The sequence below is a fragment of the Arthrobacter sp. Ha26 genome (assembly GCF_059091705.1).
Genome location: NZ_JBNHGX010000001.1, coordinates 836,951 through 856,301 on the forward strand (window position 1 = coordinate 836,951; position 19,351 = coordinate 856,301).

The 19,351-nt window shown below is 65.8% G+C and carries 19 protein-coding genes; 9 read left to right on the forward strand and 10 right to left on the reverse strand.

Translation table 11 applies throughout. From position 1 onward, the window contains the following. Window positions 1-7 precede the first annotated feature (7 nt). Genes AC5RVY_RS03990 through AC5RVY_RS04005 form a run of 4 tightly spaced genes read left to right on the forward strand, consistent with a single transcriptional unit; the run spans window position 8 to window position 4,615 of the window. Entirely contained in the window at window positions 8-1,090 is a 1,083-nt protein-coding gene (locus AC5RVY_RS03990) for an ABC transporter ATP-binding protein (RefSeq protein WP_493953387.1), read from the forward strand. Beyond that, window positions 1,087-2,466, forward strand: coding sequence for a glucosylglycerate hydrolase (gene ggh, locus AC5RVY_RS03995; RefSeq protein ID WP_493953388.1), 1,380 nt, complete (start codon window positions 1,087-1,089; stop codon window positions 2,464-2,466). The genes AC5RVY_RS03990 and ggh overlap by 4 nt, the downstream gene beginning before the upstream one ends. Continuing rightward, on the forward strand, window positions 2,463-3,410 hold the full coding sequence (locus AC5RVY_RS04000) for an N-acetylglucosamine kinase (RefSeq protein ID WP_493953389.1): 948 nt from the start codon (window positions 2,463-2,465) through the stop codon (window positions 3,408-3,410). The genes ggh and AC5RVY_RS04000 overlap by 4 nt, the downstream gene beginning before the upstream one ends. Before the next feature lie 20 nt (window positions 3,411-3,430). After that, on the forward strand, window positions 3,431-4,615 hold the full coding sequence (locus AC5RVY_RS04005; RefSeq protein WP_493953390.1) for an ROK family protein: 1,185 nt from the start codon (window positions 3,431-3,433) through the stop codon (window positions 4,613-4,615). Window positions 4,616-4,644: 29 nt separating this feature from the next. Here the strand turns inward: AC5RVY_RS04005 and AC5RVY_RS04010 are convergent, their stop codons facing one another. The 5 genes from AC5RVY_RS04010 to AC5RVY_RS04030 form a co-directional block, all read right to left on the reverse strand. Beyond that, on the reverse strand, window positions 4,645-5,391 hold the full coding sequence (locus AC5RVY_RS04010; protein ID WP_493953391.1) for a hypothetical protein: 747 nt from the start codon (window positions 5,389-5,391) through the stop codon (window positions 4,645-4,647). A 175-nt stretch (window positions 5,392-5,566) separates the two neighbouring features. Next, the gene (locus AC5RVY_RS04015) at window positions 5,567-6,610 is read right to left on the reverse strand and encodes an NAD(P)-dependent alcohol dehydrogenase (protein WP_493953392.1); all 1,044 of its coding nucleotides are present in this window, start codon (window positions 6,608-6,610) and stop codon (window positions 5,567-5,569) included. A 112-nt stretch (window positions 6,611-6,722) separates the two neighbouring features. Continuing rightward, window positions 6,723-7,130, reverse strand: a complete 408-nt coding sequence (locus AC5RVY_RS04020; protein ID WP_493953393.1) for a cupin domain-containing protein — start codon at window positions 7,128-7,130, stop codon at window positions 6,723-6,725. A gap of 63 nt (window positions 7,131-7,193) precedes the next feature. After that, complete coding sequence (locus AC5RVY_RS04025; protein WP_493953394.1) at window positions 7,194-7,517, reverse strand: carboxymuconolactone decarboxylase family protein; 324 nt, start codon at window positions 7,515-7,517, stop codon at window positions 7,194-7,196. Next, window positions 7,510-8,766, reverse strand: coding sequence for a multidrug effflux MFS transporter (locus AC5RVY_RS04030; RefSeq protein WP_493953395.1), 1,257 nt, complete (start codon window positions 8,764-8,766; stop codon window positions 7,510-7,512). The genes AC5RVY_RS04025 and AC5RVY_RS04030 overlap by 8 nt, the downstream gene beginning before the upstream one ends. A 169-nt stretch (window positions 8,767-8,935) precedes the next feature. Between AC5RVY_RS04030 and AC5RVY_RS04035 the strand changes: the two genes are divergently transcribed. Then, entirely contained in the window at window positions 8,936-9,817 is an 882-nt protein-coding gene (locus tag AC5RVY_RS04035) for a helix-turn-helix transcriptional regulator (protein ID WP_493953396.1), read from the forward strand. A gap of 323 nt (window positions 9,818-10,140) precedes the next feature. Next, on the forward strand, window positions 10,141-11,535 hold the full coding sequence (locus tag AC5RVY_RS04040; RefSeq protein WP_493953397.1) for an LLM class flavin-dependent oxidoreductase: 1,395 nt from the start codon (window positions 10,141-10,143) through the stop codon (window positions 11,533-11,535). A 104-nt stretch (window positions 11,536-11,639) separates the two neighbouring features. Here AC5RVY_RS04040 and AC5RVY_RS04045 read toward each other — a convergent pair whose 3' ends face one another. The 5 genes from AC5RVY_RS04045 to AC5RVY_RS04065 form a co-directional block, all read right to left on the reverse strand. Continuing rightward, a complete protein-coding gene (locus AC5RVY_RS04045) occupies window positions 11,640-12,452 on the reverse strand; it encodes a phosphatase PAP2 family protein (protein WP_493953398.1) in 813 nt (270 codons plus the stop codon). A 31-nt stretch (window positions 12,453-12,483) separates the two neighbouring features. Continuing rightward, window positions 12,484-13,383, reverse strand: a complete 900-nt coding sequence (locus AC5RVY_RS04050; RefSeq protein WP_493953399.1) for a DUF817 domain-containing protein — start codon at window positions 13,381-13,383, stop codon at window positions 12,484-12,486. Then, the gene (locus AC5RVY_RS04055; RefSeq protein ID WP_493953400.1) at window positions 13,376-14,188 is read right to left on the reverse strand and encodes an oxygenase MpaB family protein; all 813 of its coding nucleotides are present in this window, start codon (window positions 14,186-14,188) and stop codon (window positions 13,376-13,378) included. The genes AC5RVY_RS04050 and AC5RVY_RS04055 overlap by 8 nt, the downstream gene beginning before the upstream one ends. Window positions 14,189-14,289: 101 nt before the next feature. After that, entirely contained in the window at window positions 14,290-15,903 is a 1,614-nt protein-coding gene (locus tag AC5RVY_RS04060; protein WP_493953401.1) for an amidohydrolase, read from the reverse strand. A 5-nt stretch (window positions 15,904-15,908) separates the two neighbouring features. Next, window positions 15,909-16,418 carry an MFS transporter gene (locus AC5RVY_RS04065; RefSeq protein WP_493953402.1) on the reverse strand — a complete coding sequence of 170 codons (510 nt, stop codon included), beginning with the start codon at window positions 16,416-16,418 and terminating at the stop codon, window positions 15,909-15,911. Between the two features lie 74 nt (window positions 16,419-16,492). On the opposite strand from AC5RVY_RS04065, the gene AC5RVY_RS04070 reads away from it, so the two are divergent. The 3 genes from AC5RVY_RS04070 to chvE all read left to right on the forward strand — a co-directional run bounded on the left by AC5RVY_RS04070 (window position 16,493) and on the right by chvE (window position 19,268). Continuing rightward, window positions 16,493-16,945 carry a hypothetical protein gene (locus AC5RVY_RS04070; RefSeq protein ID WP_493953403.1) on the forward strand — a complete coding sequence of 151 codons (453 nt, stop codon included), beginning with the start codon at window positions 16,493-16,495 and terminating at the stop codon, window positions 16,943-16,945. Window positions 16,946-17,359: 414 nt separating this feature from the next. Beyond that, entirely contained in the window at window positions 17,360-17,962 is a 603-nt protein-coding gene (locus AC5RVY_RS04075) for a TetR/AcrR family transcriptional regulator (RefSeq protein WP_493953404.1), read from the forward strand. 187 nt (window positions 17,963-18,149) lie between these two features. Then, complete coding sequence (gene chvE, locus AC5RVY_RS04080; RefSeq protein ID WP_493953699.1) at window positions 18,150-19,268, forward strand: multiple monosaccharide ABC transporter substrate-binding protein; 1,119 nt, start codon at window positions 18,150-18,152, stop codon at window positions 19,266-19,268. Window positions 19,269-19,351: the final 83 nt, after the last annotated feature.

Below are 19,351 nucleotides of genomic sequence, written 5' to 3' on the forward strand. Positions count from 1 at the left end.
GCCGATCGTGGCTGACATCCAAATCTCCAACCTCGTCAAGACCTATCCGGGCGGATCCGAAAGGGCCACCGACGATGTGTCCCTGCAGATCCAGGACGGCGAATTCACCGTCCTCCTGGGCCCATCCGGCTGCGGCAAGACCACCTTGCTGCGCATGATCGCCGGACTCGAACTCCCCGATTCGGGTTCGATCTCCATCGGTGGCCGCGATGTAACCTACCTGCCGCCCAACAAGCGCAACCTGTCCATGGTGTTCCAGTCCTACGCCGTATTCCCGCACCGCAAGGTCCGCTACAACATCGGATTCGGGCTGCGGATGGCAAAAGTTCCTGCCGACGAAATCGAACGGAAGGTCCAGTGGGCGGCGGACCTGCTCCAGCTCGGCCCGTACCTGGACCGGCTGCCCGCCAACCTGTCCGGCGGCCAGCGCCAGCGCGTCGCCGTCGCCCGTGCCATCGTGATGGATGCCGACGTCCTGCTCATGGATGAGCCGCTCTCCAACCTCGATGCCCTGCTGCGCCTGACCTTCCGGTCGGAACTGAAAAAGATCGTCCAGGACCTCGGCACCACCACCGTGTACGTAACGCACGACCAAAGCGAGGCCCTGTCCCTCGGCGACCAGGTGGCGGTGATGCGCAAGGGCCGCATCGCCCAGCTCGGTGACCCGCTGGACGTCTACGATGCCCCGGCGGACCGCTTTGTGGGCGGCTTCATCGGATCCCCGCCCATGAACTTCATGGACGCCGCGGTCAGCCACGACGGCGGCACCCTGGTCCTGGGCGAACAGCAGCTCATGGCGCCGTCCATCCTGAGGTCCTTCGCCGGCAGGAACGTCCTGCTGGGCGTCCGGGCCGAGAACGTGACGGTCCGCAACGAGCGTTCGTCCGGCGACGTCGCGGCTACGGTCCTGGTGGTTGAACCCATGGGCTCCACCATCCTCCTCACCGTGGAAGTGGACGGTCACACCCTGAAGGTCCAGGCACCGCCGACCTTCAGGACAGCGCCCCACAAAACCATCTGGCTGGGCTTCGCCCCCAACACCATGCGCGTCTACGACCGCGAGACCTCGATGGCACTGGAGGCCAATTGAACCCCGTCACGTCCGTTTCCATGGAACAGCTCCGCACCGCCGCCATTGAGGTCCTGCGCCTGAATGACCTCGGCACCATGACCAGCGCAGCGCCAAACCTCTACCCGCACATGTGGAGCTGGGACGCCGCGTTCGTAGCCATCGGCCTGGCCCGCACCAGCGTGCCGCGCGCCGTCACCGAGCTCCGGACCCTGCTCAATGCCCAGTGGTCAACCGGGATGATCCCCCACATCGTGTTCAGCGACAACGACACCGGCTACTTTCCCGGCTTCGACAGGTGGGGAACGGCCGGCGCGGCGGCCCTTCCCGCAGGTGTGAGGAGCAGCGGAATCTGCCAGCCTCCGGTGCACGCCATCGCACTGCGCCACATTGTTGACCGTGGCCGGGAAAATGGCGGCGCAGACCAGGAAGCGGCCGAAGAGTTCCTGGCCGGGTCCTTCGACGGCTGGCTCGCGTGGCACCGCTGGCTTGCTACCGTACGTGACCCGGATGGTGTTGGCCTGGTTGAGATCCACCACGGCTGGGAATCGGGCTTTGATAATTCCCCCCGCTGGGACGGCCCGTATGCCCGGGTGGTGCCCGGCGCCGTCGCACCCTTCACACGGCGGGACACGCTTCACGTTGCGGATGTCAGCGAACGTCCGGACGATGCGGAGTACACCAAGTACCTGTGGCTGGTCCAGCAGATGGCGGACGTAAAGTTCGACGACGACGCCGTCCAGCAAGTGGTGGACTTCCGGGTCCGCGACGTGTTCTTCTCCGCCATCATGGCTGCTGCAAGTGCCGTGCTGGCCGATCTCGGTGACGACATCGGACGGCATGAGGAAGCCCGGGAACTGCGGGCGATTGCCGCCCGGTTCCAGGCAGGGGTGGCCTCAACCGTGGACCCGGCGACCGGCCTGGCGAGGGACTATGACGTGCTTGCCGGGCAGTGGATCGGCACCGAGACGGTCTCCGGATTCGCGCCGCTGGTGTCCGGCGGAGACCCTGCCCTGCTGGCAGCCCAGCGGGAACTGCTGCAGGGGCCGCGCTGGATGGGCTTCCCGGACCTCCGGTTCCCGCTGCCGCCGTCGACCTCTCCTGCGAGCGGCGCCTTCAAGCCCCGGACGTACTGGCGGGGGCCCGTGTGGCCCTTCCTCAACCTGCTGCTTGGCTGGGCCTCCGCGCGCGACGGCGAGGCCGGGCTGTACAACCAGCTGAGGTCAGCTTCCCTTGAACAGCTGGCCGACCTTCAATTCGGAGAGTACTACGAGCCCTTCACGGGCGAACCATTGGGAAGCCTTGCCCAGGCGTGGACAGCGGCCGCGGCCCTGGAATGGATGGGGGCCGGGCCTGCAACAGTCCATTTGGAAAGCCAAGGGACCCGACCCCAATGAACACTCCGGAAAAGGTGATTATTGGCCTGGACATCGGGGGCTCCAAGACCCACGGCGTCCGGATCGACGGCGGCCGGGTCACCCGGGATGAGGTGGCGGGGAGCGCCAACGTGCAGAACGTTGACAAGCCCACGGCCAGCCGGAACCTGGAAAACCTCATGTCTGCCCTTGGCGGGCCGGAGGCCGACGAGGTGTACGTCGGGGCCGGCGGAATCGACACGGAAGAGGACGCCGCCAATCTCAGCCTGCTCATAGCTCCTTACGCTCCGCGCGCCTCTGTGCAGGTGGTGCACGACACCAGGCTGATCCTGGCCGCAGGAGGCCAGGACACCGGCATAGCGGTGATCGCGGGCACCGGATCTGCCGTCTGGGGAGTCAATGACGCTGGTGAACAGGCCCGGAGCGGCGGCTGGGGTTACCTTCTCGGTGACGAAGGAAGCGGATACTGGTTTGGCCGGGAGGCTGTCCGCCACAGTCTCCGCCAGTTCAACCTGGGGCTGGTGCCGGACAAGCTCACGGTGCTGTTATTGGCCGAGTGCGGGCTGGACCGTCCTGAGCAACTGATCAGCCATTTCCACACCCACCACGACCGGCGCTACTGGGCGCAGCGGTCCGGCGTCGTTTTTGAAGCCGCGGCGGGCGGACATGTGCTCAGCCAAACCATCATTCAGGAAGGCGGGTGGCAACTGGCGGAGCAGGTCCTGCAAGTGAGCCGCCGGCTCACCGCCAGTGGTCCCGTAGTTTTGGGCGGCGGCCTGGGCGTGCACCAGCCGGCCCTGCTGGAAGCGCTGAACGCCCATCTGGCAGGGGAGGGGCTCTCCCCTGCCCAGCCCCTTGCTGCCGAGCCGGTTTTCGGCGTCCTCCATTTGGCCGGCCTCCAACAAGTGACTGATGCACCAATGGCCGGGGACGGCCGGAAGCTCGGGCAGGAAGTAGGCTTGTAACCCGAGAGAAGGGGGCCGGTGTGACAGTTGAAAGAGTGCCTGCCAGCCTGGGCGGAGCCACCTCGCATGGGCATCTCCTGGAACTGATCCGTGCAGCTGACGGACTCTCGCGCCAACAGCTGCTGTCGAGCACCGGGATGTCGCGCGCAACGCTCTACGAGCGGTTGGACACCCTGACCAGAAGGGGTTACATCTACGAGGCTGAACCCCTCGGCTCCACAGGCGGCCGGCCTTCCCGGAAGATCCGGTTCGAGGACCGTGGGCGGGTTGTCCTGGCCCTGACCCTGGGGCAGGCCCACGGCACCGTGAGCATCACTGACACCACAGGCCGCCAATTGCGGTCCGAGACCTTCGAACTGGATATCAGCGCGCCCGCTGAGGTTGTCCTGACTCCACTGGTCAAGGCGGGGCTGAAGCTGGTGGAGCAGGGCGCCGATGAAACGTTGCTGGGCATCGGCGTCAGCCTGCCGGCCCCGGTGGAGGCTGAAACCGGGCACGTGAAGCACCCCACCACCATCCCGGGCTGGTCCCCCGATTCAGTGGTGCAGGCCGTCAAAACGACCTGGGACCTGCCGCTGGTTATTGAGAACGATGCCCGTGCCGCGGCCTTGGGCGAACGGGCCAGCGACGCTGAAACGGTGGTGTACGTCAAGGTGGGAACCGGTATTGGCTGTGGCATCGTGGTGGAAGGATCCATCCTGCGCGGAGCCCACGGATCTGCCGGCGATATCGGCCATATCCGCATGTCCGCTGATGGTCCGCTCTGCCGCTGCGGCCGCCACGGGTGCCTGGCCGCCTACAGTTCGGGCCGCGCGCTTCGGGACAGGCTGGGCCACCTGGGGCTGCGGAAGGTCGAGGACATCAGTGCGGCGGCCACGAAGGATAATTCCGAGGTCCTTGAAGCCCTCGATGAAGCGGCCGATGTCCTGGGCCGGGCCTTGGCCGCCACCGTCACCACCCTCAACCCGGACCGCCTGGTACTCGGCGGACAGATCGGCGCCCTGCCCGGGTTCGTGGACAAGGTGTCCACCCGTGTGCTCACCGACGTGGTGGAGCGCATCGCCGAAGGCATGGTGGTGGAAGCCGGGCATCCGGAAGACCTCGCCGCATGCAACGGCCTCACCACCCTAGTCATGCGGAAAATCTTCGACCCGGCGGCCGTGGACCAGCAGTTTACCGACGACGCGGAGAGCGTCGAGGGCTAGGAACCAGCGAGGTGTTCAAATGACGGGCTTCAGCCGGCCGGCCGGAGCGACGTGATCATGCGCCTGATGTTCTGGTACTCCGTGGTGTCCATGTATTTCCGCGCCTGTTCCAGGTAGGGCAAGGATTCGGCGCCCGGGGTCCTGTTGTTGTCCGGGTTGTAGAAGGCGCCGAACATGGCGGCCGTGGGCGGCCAGGTAAAGAAGTGGAAGATCGGGCAGGCCGAATCACCGGCCGGAGCCTCAACAGTGGTAATGCCGTAGGCGGCAGCCGGGGTATCGGCCGGGCCGGGAGCGCCGGCATTGCCGCGGGTCTCAAACACATACCGGGGCACGTCCCCGTTTTGGGCCAGGGCCGGCATTTCCTGGGACTCAAATTCGGAGAAGGGGTACTTCTCCATGCAGGTGGACCCTGTGGCCATGTTGGTCCGCAGCGTCGCCAGCGGCCTGCCCGCCTCGTTCGTGACCTCCGCGAAAGCCCCGCCGCCTTCAGGGAGCTCGCCCGCCGGATCCCGGACGCTCCACGCGGCCGGATGATCGAAGGCCAATTGTCCGTCCGCCGTAGTAAAGGTCATCCAGGCCTTCGCCGGGGTGGTGGCCGCGGTAGGGCCGGCAGGTGACTGCGTCGGCTGGACCGGTGGCGTGGGCGGCACACTGGTGACGGTAAACGTGCCGGGAACAGCCGTCGTCGAGATCGGCGGGGCTGGCTGCTGGCCGCATCCGGCCGCCAAAACGCCAGCCACAACCAACACGGACAGCAACCCGGCGGACCCACGCATGTCAACCTCCTCGCGTAAAAACCTGTCTTTCAATTGTGGAACCGGGGGCAGGTTTAGGACCGTGCGCCGGCTGATTGGCGCCGAACTGTTGTGGCGAATAACAGAAGGGCTTTGAGGCTTTGACGCGCAACGGCGGCCCGCTCCCCCGGAGCCGGCCGCCGTCGAAGGCGTTGTGTTACTGGAGGGTGGCGGTATCGATCACGAAGCGGTAGCGGACGTCAGAGGCTAGGACGCGCTCGTAGGCGTCGTTGATCTTTTCGGCCGGGATGACCTCGATCTCGGCACCCAAGTGGTGCTCAGCGCAGAAGTCCAGCATTTCCTGGGTCTCGGCAATGCCGCCGATCATGGAACCGGCGAAGGACCGGCGCCCGCCGATGAGGGCGAACGCGTTGACCGGCAGCGGCTCGGCAGGGGCGCCGACGTTCACCAGTGCGCCTTCGAGGGCCAGCAGCTGCAGGTAGGAGCTGATGTCGATCGAGGCGCTGACCGTGTTGATGATCAGGTCAAAGTGGCCGGCGAGTTCTTCGAACGTGCCGGGATCGCTGGTGGCGAAGTAGTGGTCCGCACCCAGGCGCAGCCCGTCCTCCTGCTTCTTCAAAGACTGGGACAGAACCGTCACCTCGGCCCCCATGGCGTGGGCCAGTTTGACGGCCATGTGGCCGAGCCCGCCAAGGCCGACGACGGCCACCTTCTTGCCAGGGCCGGCACCCCAGTGCCGCAGCGGGGAGTACGTGGTAATGCCGGCGCACAGCAGCGGGGCGGCGACGTCGAGGTCCAGGCCGTCGGGGATCCGCACCACGAAGTCTTCGGTCACCACAACGTGGGTTGAGTAGCCGCCCTGCGTGATGGTGCCGTCGCTGTCAACCGCCCCGTACGTGCCCACCATTCCCTTGAGGCAGTACTGCTCATCGCCCTTCAGGCAGTTGGCGCACTCCTTGCAGGAGTTGACCATGCAGCCGACTCCGACGCGGTCGCCTACCTGGTGTTTGGTCACCTCAGTGCCCACCTGGGTGACGACGCCGGCGATTTCGTGCCCGGGCACCAGCGGGTACTGCTGCGGGCCCCAGTCGCCGCGGACGGTGTGGATGTCCGAGTGGCAGATGCCGGCGAACTTGATCTCGATCAGGACATCGTGCGGCCCCACTTCGCGGCGTTCGATGGTGGTGGCGATGAGGTCCTCTGTGGCGGACGGGGATGCATAAGCTTTGACGGTAGTCATGGCTCTCCTGTGGTTTTGGGGGGGGCTTTCTTTATGCTAGCGGGGAAAAAGGCCGTCAATGCGGCATATGGGCCCTTCAGGGGTGGCCCTGTTGATACTGGGTCTGGCAGTCCTACCCTTGGCGGCCTTCAAACTGGTCGTCGGTGATGTGGTCTGCCCAGATGGTGGTTTTGGCCGGATCGTCGCCGTTCTCGAGGATGGCGATGTGCTCCATGAAAGTTCCGTTGGCCGAGGCATGCCAGTGCTCCTCCCCGGGCGGGGTGTAGAGCGTCTGCCCGGGGTGCACTTCGACGATGTTGCCGTCACGCGTGCCGAAGCGGGCAACACCTGCGGTGACGTGCAGGTACTGGCCGCGTTCATGTGAGTGCCACGCCGTGCGGGCACCCGGCGCGAAACGAACTTTGGCAACCACTGCACGCTGTTCGGGCCCATGCGGCGCGGCAATGATGTCCAACCACACGTCGCCGGCGAACTGCTCCGGCGGGTTCTTGATGGTTTCACGGGCTGGTTCGATGTTCATTTGGTTCCTTTCCTGCGGCTGCTACTGGGCGGCTGCTGCTGGCTGGCCTGCTACTCGCCTCAACTACTTGGCGAGGATGCGCTTCGCCAGCATGAGCGCGGACACGGCCTTGGGCCAGCCGGCGTAGAACGCCACGTGGGTGATCGCTTCCTTGACCTCGTCCTCGGTGAGGCCATTGGCGATGCCCATGGGGATGTGCGCCTCGAGCTGTTCGATGTTCCCGGCCGAGACGAGGCTGCTGATGGTAATCAGGCTGCGGTCCCGCGGGGACAGTTCCGGCCGGGACCACACCTGCCCGAACAGCACGTCATCGGTCAGTGACACAAATGTGGGAGCGAAATCGCCCATCATTTTCTGCATCGGAGTCTGTCCAACGTTTTCAGGCATGTGCTTTTACCTCCTGGAAGGGAATGGGTTTGGAATGCGGGCGGGCCAGGACAAGGAGCCCAAACAGGGACAGCAGCGCGCCGCCGATCATGAGCAGGGCCATGGGCACGGCCGTGTTCTCGCCGCCAAGGCCGGCGATTGGCGCCACGATGCCTGCGGTGGTCCACTGCACGAGTCCCAGGACGGCGGAACTGGTGCCGGGGTGCTGGGGCACTTCCGCGGAAGCGAGCGCGCCGCCGTTGGTGTTGATCAGGCCCTGCGCCACCATGAGGGCCAAGAAGCAGCCCATGGCTACGAGCAGCGGGGTGGCCCACCAGAGTGCTCCGGCCAGCATGGCCACCCCGGCGGCCAGGGCGATCAGCTGTCCCGCCAGGATGACCTTCCTGGTGGGGACCCGGCCGGCCAGCCTGGCTGAGACGAGGGCCGCGATTGTCATGCCGCCGGCGTTAGCGGCGAACACGATGGAGTACATCACCGGAGACAGCCCGTTCATGTTCTGCAGGATGAACGCCGACGTTGCCACGTACGCGAACAGGGCGATAAAGGCCGACGACGCCACCACCACATAGCCGACGAACCGGCGGTTTGAGAGCACGTCCTTGGCCGCTCGGCCGAATTCGGCCAGCCCGCCGGAGTGGCGTTTTTCCGGCGGGAGCGATTCCGGGACGACGAACAGGGCGCAGAGGGTCATCAGGATGCCCAGGGCGGCTAATGTCCAGAAGGTCATCCGCCACCCGGTCAGCTGCAGGATCACCGCCCCGAGCAGCGGGCTGATGATGGGTGCCACCCCGCCGATGCCCATCACGATGTTGAGCACCCGGACCAGCTGGGACCCATGAGCCAGGTCCACGATGACGGACCGGCCAATCACCATGGCCCAGCCGCCGCCAAAGCCCTGCAGGAACCGGGCGATCATCAGGATCGCTATGTCCGGGGCGAGGGCGCAGGCCACCGATGCCACCGCCATCAGGACGGTTCCGGCCACCAGCGGCAGCCGCCGTCCGCGCTGGTCGCTGAAAGGTCCGCCCACCAGCTGCCCCAGTCCCATTCCGGCGAAGAACGTAGTGAGGGTCAGCTGTACCGCGGACGCTGGGCTGCCGAACTCCGCGGCAACGCGCGGGAAGGCCGGGACGTACATGTCGGTGGCCAGGGGGGCCACCGCCGTCAGGAAGATGACCGTGGCCACGAGCGTCGCGGGGACGGCGCCGGCAGCAGAAGGGGCCCGGGTTGGCGATGTTGATGCTGTCACGGGCGAAGGGCGTGCCTGATCGTGTCGCGCAAGTGGTGCTCCATCCGGTTGGCAGGCTTTGTGGTTGTGTCCATCAAACAGCCGCCCGGCATCCGTAGCGAGGGCCCTGCTGTAACTGGTTCTGCCAGACCCTCCTTGCGGGCATGCCCTTCGCCGTAACGTGTCCTGTATGGATAACCGGGCCGAGGTACGGCAGTTTCTTTCCACCCGCCGTGCGCGCATCACGCCCGAACAGGCAGGTATCGAACCGTACGGCGGACGGCGCCGCGTGCCCGGGTTGCGCCGGGAAGAGGTGGCCCGCCTGGCAGGCGTCAGCGTGGATTACTACACCCGGCTGGAACGCGGCAATCTCTCCGGCGTCTCGGACAGTGTCCTCGACGCGATCGCACGCGCCCTGGAGCTGGACCGCGCCGAACACGACCACCTCTACGACCTTGCGCGGACGGCCAACACATCCGGCCGCAAGCGTGCCGCCAGCGCGGCGCCCGCCGGCGTGCGCCCCGAACTGCAGTACCTCCTGGACGCCATCACCAGTGCGCCGGCTTTCATTGGCAATAACCGGCTGGACATCGTGGCTGCCAACACCCTGGGTTACGCCCTGTACTCGGACATGTACCGGGGCCCCGCCCGGCCGGCCAACCATTCGCGGTTCATCTTCCTGGACTCCCGGGCGCACAACTTTTACACGGACTGGGAACGGGCCGCCGAGACCAATGTGGCCATCCTGCGCCGTGAAGCCGGCCGCAATCCGCTGGACAAGGGCATCGCGGAACTCATCGGCGAGCTCTCCATGCGCAGCGACGAGTTCCGGACCCGCTGGGCTGCCCACAACGTCCGGCGGCACTATGCCGGAACAAAGATCTTCCAGCATCCCGTGGTGGGACTGCTCGAACTGAACTACCAGGTCCTGGGGCTCGAAGAGGATCCCGGGCATGCCCTCACTGTCTACCCCGCCACCCCGGGCACTCCTTCCGAAGAAGCCCTCAAGCTTCTCGCCTCCTGGGCCGCTACGGAGAAAATCACCGAGCTGGCTCAAGCCCAGGCACGTTAGCTCCACGCCGGCCCGGGTGTTCCGGACGTGCCTGCCACGTTAACCACCGTTGCGGATGATGGCGCCGCGTTGCCCGGTTTGTCCTCTGAATGGCGCCATGTGTAGCGCCGTTTCCTTCCGTTTCGCCTCTGGTGCGCAGTGCTGGCCAAGGCCTTGACCAGCGTGCTTAGGTGTTTGCACGGCCCCGGCCGGACAGCACCAGAACGCACCGCAACTACCCCAAAGCCATCCTCGGCCCTCGTCCAGGGCCAGCTCGGCCATGCCCACCTTCCGCCGTCGTCCTTCCACGCAAGCCGCCCTCCCACCTCAACCAGGAGCACCTCATGACTTCCGCACACCCCGCCCCGACACCGTCTCCAGCCCAGCGGACACTCCACCTCAACGCGTTCCTGATGAGCACCGGCCACCACGAAGCGTCGTGGCGGCTGCCGGAGAGCGACCCGCAGTCCAGCACCAACATTGAGCACTACAAGCGGTTGGCCCGCACAGCAGAACGCGGCAAGCTGGACTCCATCTTCTTTGCCGATTCTCCGGTGCTCTTCGGCGAGGTGGGCCGCCGCCCGGCCGGCAAGCTGGAGCCCACCGTGCTGCTCACGGCCATCGCAGGAGCCACTGAACGCATCGGGCTGATCGCAACCGCCTCCACCACCTACAACGAGCCGTTCAACCTGACCCGCCGCTTCGCCTCCGTGGACTGGGTCAGCGGAGGCCGCGCAGGCTGGAACGTTGTTACCACCGCCGGCCCTGACGCCGCCCGCAACTTCGGCGTGGACGACCAGCCCGCCCATGCTGTCCGGTACGAGCGTGCCGCCGAATTCATCGAGGTGGCGCAGAAGCTGTGGGACAGCTGGCAGGACGATGCAGTCCTGGCCGACAAGGCGGAGGGCGTGTGGGGTGACTCCGAAAAGATCCGCGTGATCGACCATGAAGGCAAGCACTTCAAGGTCCGCGGGCCGCTCAATGTGCCCCGCCCGCCGCAGGGACACCCGCTGATCGTCCAGGCCGGGTCATCCGAAGCCGGAAAGGACCTCGCGGCCCGGTATGCCGACGCCGTCTTCACGGCCCATCAGACGCTTGCCGATGCCCAGGCGTTCTACCGCGACCTGAAGGCCCGCACTGCAGCTGCCGGCCGCGATCCGGAGCGCATCAAGATCCTGCCGGGCATCGTGCCTGTCATCGGTGCCACCGAGGAGGAAGCGCTCGAGCTGGAGCGGGAGCTGGACCGCCTGATCAAGCCGGAGTACGCCCGGATCCAGCTGGCCAAGACGCTCCGTGTTGAGCCCGAGGACCTGCCGCTGGACCGGCAACTGCCGGACGACCTGCCGAGCGAGGACCAGATCGAGGGCGCCAAGAGCCGCTACACCCTGATCGTCCAGCTGGCCCGCCGGGAAAAGCTCACAGTGCGCCAGCTGATCGGCCGCCTGGGCGGCGGCCGCGGCCACCGGACCTTCACCGGCACCCCGGTGCAGGTGGCGGATGCCATCCAGGAGTGGTTCGACGGCGGCGCGGCGGACGGCTTCAACATCATGCCGCCGGTGCTGCCCTCGGGACTGGAGGCGTTTGTGGACCAAGTGGTGCCGATTCTTCAGGACCGCGGCCTGTTCCGTACCGACTACACCGGCACCACATTGCGTGAGCACTACGGCCTGGAACGTCCGGAGAACCGCTTTGCCGGTGACACTGCGCCGGCGCTGGCTTCAATCGGTTCGGCATTCTGACGGGCACGCACTAACGGCCACGCGATGACGGGCGGGCCGGCGGCGGCGCAGGGCGGGTCGGGCGGCGGCGCGGAACCTCCCGCCGTCGTCCGGCCCGGGCTCAGTCAGGCCGAATGCACCCGGGTGGTGAGGTAGAGGCGGTGGGCGGTGATGACCAGCGACAGCCACGCGGCGCCCAAAGCCCAGGCCCCCAGCACGTCGGTGAGCCAGTGGTGCCCAAGGTACACCCGGCTGAGCCCCATGGTAGCGGCGAAGATTGCTGCGGCCACGACTGTCAGGACGCGGGCGCGGGCGGACTTGAGGCGCAGGATGATCAGGTAGGCCACGATCCCGGCGATCACCACCGAGTTCAATGAGTGGCCGCTGGGGAATGAAGCGGAGTATTCGTAAGGCGGCACCGCGTCGGCCAGGTCAGGCCGTGTCCGGCCCACCAGTTCCTTGCCGGCGATAGTCATCAGCAGCGAACCGAGCCCGGTCACCAGCATCAGGATGACAGGTGTCCAGGACCGCCGCCGCCACGCGAGAAGGACCATGACCACTACAGCCAGCACGGGCATTCCGACGGTCCCGCCAATGTCTGTGTATGCGGTGACCACGAGATCCAGGGTTGGGGAACGAAGTGTCTTGGCACCGTCCAGGACCGGATGGTCCAGCCCTGCCACACCGTCAGCTTCCACCACGGATTCATAGACCTGGGCGAAAACCGACGCCAGGGTAACGGCCAGCACCGCCCCGACCGCCAGCGTGAGCACCAGCGCGGCATGCGAACCAAGCAGGCTGCTGATTTTCTTGACAACCGAAACCAGGAACCGGCCCAGCTTGGTATCCCAGCGGGTGAGGTCCTGGCCGCCGACAAAGCGGTCCTGCTGGACCTCACCGGTGACGCCGGTCTCGGCCGGATTGTTGCCTGCAACCATTTCCTCAGTCCTCCGCGCAGCCCATGTGCAATTAGTAAGTAAGCTTACCTTGCGGTTCGGCGGACTCCTTCTGCCCTTCTTCCGCGTCCGGAGGCTGGGGTTTGTAGACCCAGGCCACCAGCACCACCGAGATGATCATCAGAAGGAACCACGAGACGAGTTTGTCCAGCGGGACCGGGTGCCAGCCATCCACCTGGCTGGGGTAGAGCCAGGCACCGGACCAGGTGGCAATGTTTTCGGCGATCCAGATGAAGAGCGCCACCAAGAGGAATGCGATGACCAGGGGCATCCGGTGGTGCTTCCTAAAGACCCTGAAGTGCATCACGCACCGGCCGAAAGTGATCACGACGGCGGCGAGCAGCACCCAGCGCAGGTCCCAGATGTAGTGGTGGGTAAAGAAGTTGGCGTAGATGGCCCCCGCAACGAGGGCCGTGATCCACCGGCGCGGGTAACCGGTGAAGCGGAGGTCGAAGAGCCGGTATACCCGCACCATGTAGGAGCCCACCGCCGCGTACATAAACCCGCTGAAAAGCGGCACCGCGCCCACCCGCAGGACGCCCTCCGCCTCATAGGACCAGGAGCCGACGTCGGTCTTGAACAGTTCCATCACCGTGCCCACCAGGTGGAACAGGATAATGACGCGCAGTTCCCGGAGGGTTTCCAGTTTGAACGCCACCATGAGGACCTGGATGGCCACCGCGGCGAGGGTCAGGAAATCGTTCCTGGCCAGTCCACTGCCTTCCGGGTACCAGAGCCGCGCGGCCATGAGCACAGCAAGGAGGGCGGCGCCGAAGATGCACGCCCAGCCCTGCTTGAGGCCGAAGACAACGAATTCCGTGAGCTTGGGGCGTATCCGGCTGGCCGGGGCGTTCTCCAGGAACCGGCGCGCGCGATCGTCCAGGCGCTGCTCCAGCGGGGTGGAATTACGCACCGGCTCCCTGACGCTGGGCTGGCCTCCGCCGGCTGTTTCCGCGAATATCGGTCTCCAGGCTGTTCAGGCAATAGTTCTTGAACCAGTGCCGGATGCCTTGGGGCAGTTTGGGGTAGGTGACGGCCAAAATCCGCATGGTCCGGTTGAAGCGGCGCTCGTGGCGGCCGCTCCACGGGAGGCCAAAGTCCTGCCGGAGCTGCTCGGGAAGGAACCCGGCCGTGAGGAACCTGGCGGCCGGCATGATGGCGCGGTACCAGAGAGCCGTGTGCTTCGGGAACAGCAGCCCGCGGCCTACCCGCACCCCCGCGTCCCCGGCGCGCAGGGTGGAGATGCGCTGGTTCCAATAGCGGCTGAATGCTGCCCTGTCCTCCGGCCAGACGTCGGGCGGAAGCTGCAGGGCTGTGCCGATCCTCGCGTAGTCGCGGTACATCGCATCGGCTGACTCGTCGTCGAGCGGGCCGTAGATCTTCTCGATGATAGTGACCGCCGTGTCATAAAGCGTGGCCACCACCCAGAGCTGCAGCTGGGGGTCGTACGCGTTGTAGCCGGCGGTGGCCGCCTCGTCCGGCCTGTGGACCGGAACGTGGGCGCGGTTCACCCTGCGGCGGACCTCTTTCACTTGCTCATCCGTGCCGTAGACAATGGCGTAAACGTACGTCAGGGTGCCCTTGAGCCTGTTGACCGGCCGGCCCACGAACGTGCTGTGCTCGTAAACGCCCCGGCCAACCGCGGGATCGGCAAGCTGCAGGAGGAGAGCCCGCCCTGCCCCGGCGAGCAGGATGCCTTCCGCGCCGTACTCAGCCATTCCTCGCACCATTTCAACAGGGTACCGGAGGCGGACGACGGCGGGACGTCCCGCCGTCGTCCCCTCCCCTCAAAACGGGGTGGCTGCGGTCCCCGGCGGCGTCAGGCGAGGTACTCCGTGCGACCGGCCACGACGGTGCGCAGTACCCGGGCATTCAGCAACGACTCATCACCATGGAGGAACGGATCCGCGTCAAGCACGGCGAAGTCGGCAGCGAGTCCCGCCACCAGGCGGCCTCGCCGGTCCTCCTCCATGACCGATGCCGCGGCGTCGCGTGTGGCGTGGCCGATGGCATCCGCCAGGGGCCGGGCGAAATGCGGATTGTTGGGCGGATAGGACGGGTCCAGCGCCGACTTCCGCGTGGCGGCGACGAACATGTTCTGCAGGGCATCATAGGGAGCGGTGGGAGCGTCAGTGGAAAAGGCCAAAAGCGCGCCGGCGGCCACATACTCCGGCCAGGCGAAGCTGCGGTCCGGCCGGTCATCCCCCAGCATGGCCACCCAGTTGCCGTAAATGGCGGGGTCCGCGTGGACGGGCTGCATGGATGCGGTGACGCCCAGCCTGGCCATCCGGGCGGGGGTTTCCGGCGAAGTGTATTCGAGGTGCTCGATGCGGTGGCGGCGAAGCATCGGACCATTCACCTCTGCGGCATGTTCGAGCGCATCCAGGGCAATATCGCTGGCGTGGTCGCCGATGGCATGCAGCGCCACCTGCAGTCCGGCAGCATCGGCAGCGGCAACCACCGGAGCCAACTGCTCCGGCAACCAGATCGGCCCCGCGTGCGAGCCGTCCGCGTAGGGCTGGTTCATGGCGGCAGTGCAGGCATCGATCACGCCGTCGAGTGCCAGCTTTATGCCAGCCACCCGCAGCCACTTCGTGTTCACTTCCTTCGCCAGGAGCACGGCGCGTTCCACCTGCGCCAGGTTTTCCGCTTCGTCGCCGGTGTTGTGGATGAACCAATGTGCCACGATGCGGATGGGCAGCCTGCCGCCGCGCCGTGCTGCAGCACGCCGGAAAGCGGCCAGGTCGAGTTCGCCCAGGGCCATGTCCACTGCACCGGTAACGCCGGCCGCGAGATAGGCAGCAAGGGAACGTTCGACGGCGGCGTCACGGTCCGCGTCGGACGTCACCTCCCCGAGGAACGTCCAGACAAACTGCTGGGCAGCAGTTTCGTAGAGCATGCCGTCAGGCTCGCCCTGGCTGTCCCGTCCAATACGCCCGCCGAGCGGATCCGGGGTGTCGCGGGTGATGCCGAGTTCCTTGAGGGCAGCCCGGTTGACCCAGCAGGAGTGGTAATCGTTGGCATCGAGGTAGACAGGGGCATCCGACACGGCCTCATCGATCATGGCCGAGGTTGGTGCTCCGGGCAGCGAATCAAACAGCCAGCCCCTCCCCAGCACCCGCTCGCTACCGGTGTTCGTGGCCCGGGCGGTGCGAAGGCGTTCCTGTATTTCGGGCAGGGACCTGGCGTCCGTCAAAGCAACCTTCCCCAGCGCCTCCCCCAGCATCATCACGTGCGTGTGCGCGTCGATGAATCCCGGCAGCACCAACCGCCCGTCGAGGTCCACCACCTCGGCAGCGGCACCGGCGGCCGCCTCGGCCGAGGCGTTGGTGCCGACGTGGGCAAGGGTGTCGGCGTCGACAACGAATGCATCAGCCCAGGGAGCCGATCCGTCAGCGGTAAAGACGCGGGCGTTGCGGTACAGCACGGTCATGGGTTTCATACTCCTGCAGTTCGGATGGTGGCGATATCAGGCGAGTTTGGAGTGTTTGCGGCGTTCGCTGACTCCACCCGGGACGAGAGCCGGGCGATAAGGACGGCGGGAACCAGGAGCACCAGGCTGAAGCCGGCGAGGACCCAACCGAGGGCGGGGAAGCCGAACGACTCACCGATCCAGGCTCCGAACATAGGCGCGAAGCTGGATCCCACCAGATACACCCCCAGTACCGGCCCGGACCAGCGGCCGCTGGCATCGAGGGCTGCGGCGGTGGCAATGAAGTACATAAACGCGACGGCGTACACAGTGTTCCAGGCGATCATGGCGACGAGGTAGATCGTGGAGTCGGTGGTCAGGCAGGCTGTCAGCTTCAAGGCGGCGCCGAGGGCGAGCAGGATTCCCAGCGGGAGTGCCCGGCCCAGCCTGGTTCCGAGGAAAATCAGGGCTATGGCGGCAAGCAGTCCGCCGCCGGTGGAGGCGCTCAGCACCAGGCCCAACTGTTCCTCCGTCATCCCGGGCCTGGGCTACCCCAATGGCGCCGGACATCGCCCAGAGCGAGTCTTCGCCAACGGCCCAGAGGGCAAAGATGGACAGCAACGCGAAGCCCGCAAAGGTGATGGTCCGGGTGGTGACCGTTGCCCCGGTGGTGGCTGCCGTCGTCGTACTTTGCCGTGGTGGTGTGTGGGCCGCTTCGCCGCCGACTGCTGAATCGCCGGCCGTGGGCAGCCACCCTGCAGCGAACAGCAGCACGAGGGAGAGCCCGGCCACAAAGCCGAAGGCACTGCCCATACTGATACCTACTGCCGGAATGAGTCCCAGCACCACCGTGACGATGGCGCGGTTCGCCAATCCGCTGATGCCGGAGGCGCGGTTTGGATTGCGCAATGCCGCAAGGGCAGCACCGCCGGATGCCACCGCGCCGCCGGCGCCGATACCTCCGGCGATGATTCCGGCAATGGAGGTGGCGGGAGCCAGGTCCAGGGCGGCGAGTCCGAAGCCGGCAGCCGTCACCAGGAGCCCCAGCCGCGCCACGAGGTAACGCCCCCGGCCTTCGGTGAAACGGGTGACGGCGAGGCAGGTGAGGGCGGTGGCGAGGAGGCAGGCGGTCATGAGTGTTCCGGCTTCGGTGGCGCCTACCTCCAGCGAATCCTGGATGGCAAGGATCATGAACGGGACCAGGTTGGCACTCATGAAGCCCACCACGCCGATGCCGAAAGTCGAGACCGCGCGTTTGGTGGTCAGCGGAAGCCGCTGTGGTTCGTGCTGGGTCATTTCTTGTCCTTTAAACAGGGAGATGCGCGTGGTTGGCCTGCGGCGGATGCTTCGTTGCATCCTGAGGCGCTTGCCGCCGGTTCTGGCTTTCCCGCTAAAACGAATGGCGTTCGTTTTATTATGCATGTGACCTGGATCAAAGGGAAGAGTCCTTAGACTGGCTTTTGACGAAGGGAGTTTGATGGCACGGCCCAGGACGCCGATCCTGTCAGTGGACCGCATTGCGGATGCGGCCATTGAACTGGTGGATGAAGGGGCCGGCTTCGGCGTTAATGCCCTTGCCCGAAGGCTTGGGGTAACCGCATCGTCCCTGTACAACCACATATCGGGGCGGGACGAGATCATCGAGCTCATGCGCGCCCGGCTGGCGGAACAGTCCATTCCGGAGGTGCCTGCGAGCGCCGGCTGGGATACTGCGGTTTCATTGATTGTGCGGGGCCAGCGGGAAATGTACGCAGCGCACCCGTTCGTGGTACCGCTCATCGTGGGCAAGACCATCACTGATCCCGGCGTCATCAGCGCCTACGAACGCATGGCCTCCGCGCTCATTGAGGGCGGTTTTCCCGAGGCGGACGTCCTGACAATCATCTCCGTCATTGACAATTTTTCCCTCGGCGCCGGCATGGACCTCGCCGCCCCCGACGACGTGTGGGCACCCACCGAAGCCGCAGCCACCCTGTCCCGGCTGGTCAAAGCATCGGGCCAGGGGCGGGAGCGCAGCGACAGGGCCTTCGAGGCGGGGCTTGAACTGCTTCTTGAGTCGCTGCGGCTGCGGCTGGCCTGAGATGGTAGTTGCACGGGCACCGTCTCCTCGTTCCTTAGACCACCCGGCTGGACCGATGAGTGAGTTGACTCACAAGCAAACAAGAACTAACATTTGCTGTTAGCGCTAACATACCGGTACGCGCAGATGCTTGCCGGACCAGCACCACTTAGCGGAGCAAGCTCCGCAAAAGGAGAAGATCGTGAGAATGAGGAAACTCCTGGGCGCCGTTGCTGTCGCCCTCGCAGTTACTGTGGGTGCCACAGGTTGCGGCTCCCGAGGCGCAGCGCCTGAATCGGCTGCCTCTGCAAACCCCAGCGACTCGCTGGTGGGAATCTCCATGCCGACGCAGACTTCGGAGCGCTGGATCGCCGATGGCGGAAACGTGGAGAAGTCCCTGAAGGACCTGGGCTACAAGACCGACCTGCAGTTCGCTAACGATGACATCCCCACCCAGGTGTCGCAGATCGAGAACATGCTCACCAAGGGAGCCAAGGCCCTCATTATTGCGGCTATCGACGGCACCACCCTCACGGATGTCCTGGCCAAGGCAAAGGAACAGAACGTCAAGGTCATCGCCTACGACCGCCTCATCAACGGCACCCCTAACGTTGACTACTACACCACGTTCGACAACTACACCGTAGGCGTGCAGCAGGCCACATCCTTGTTGACCGGACTGGGCCTGGTCGATGCCAGCGGCAAGAAGGTGGACGGCAAGGGCCCCTTCAATGTGGAGCTTTTCGCCGGCAGCCCGGACGACAACAACGCCAACTTCTTCTGGACCGGCGCGATGGACACCCTGAAGCCGTACCTGGACGCCGGAACCCTCAAGGTGCCGAGCGGCCAGACCAAGTTCGAGCAGGCGGCCATCCTGCGCTGGCAGGCCCCCGTGGCCCAGAAGCGCATGGAAGACATCCTTACCGCTGCCTACAGCTCCGGCACCAAGCTCGACGGCGTGCTCTCCCCCTATGACGGCCTCTCCATCGGCATCATCTCCGCCCTGACCAGCACCGGCGGCTATGCCAAGGGCGACCTCCCCGTGGTCACCGGCCAGGACGCCGAGAAGGGTTCCGTGAAGTCCATCATCGCCGGCGAGCAGTACTCCACCATCTTCAAGGACACCCGCCAGCTGGGTTCCCAGGCTGTCAAGATGGTTGATGCCGTGCTGAAGGGACAGGAGCCGGAAACCAACGACACCAAGACCTACAACAACAAGGTCAAGGTTGTCCCGGCCTACCTGCTGAAGTCCGTGATCATCACGAAGGACAACTACAAGAAGGAACTGATCGAGTCGGGCTACTACACCGACGCCGACGTAAAGTAACCGTTGTTTGGGGTTGCGGCCGGCCACAGAGGCTGGCCGCAACCCCTTCCCGTCGGCTCCTGCAGCCGCAGGCGGCCCAGTTT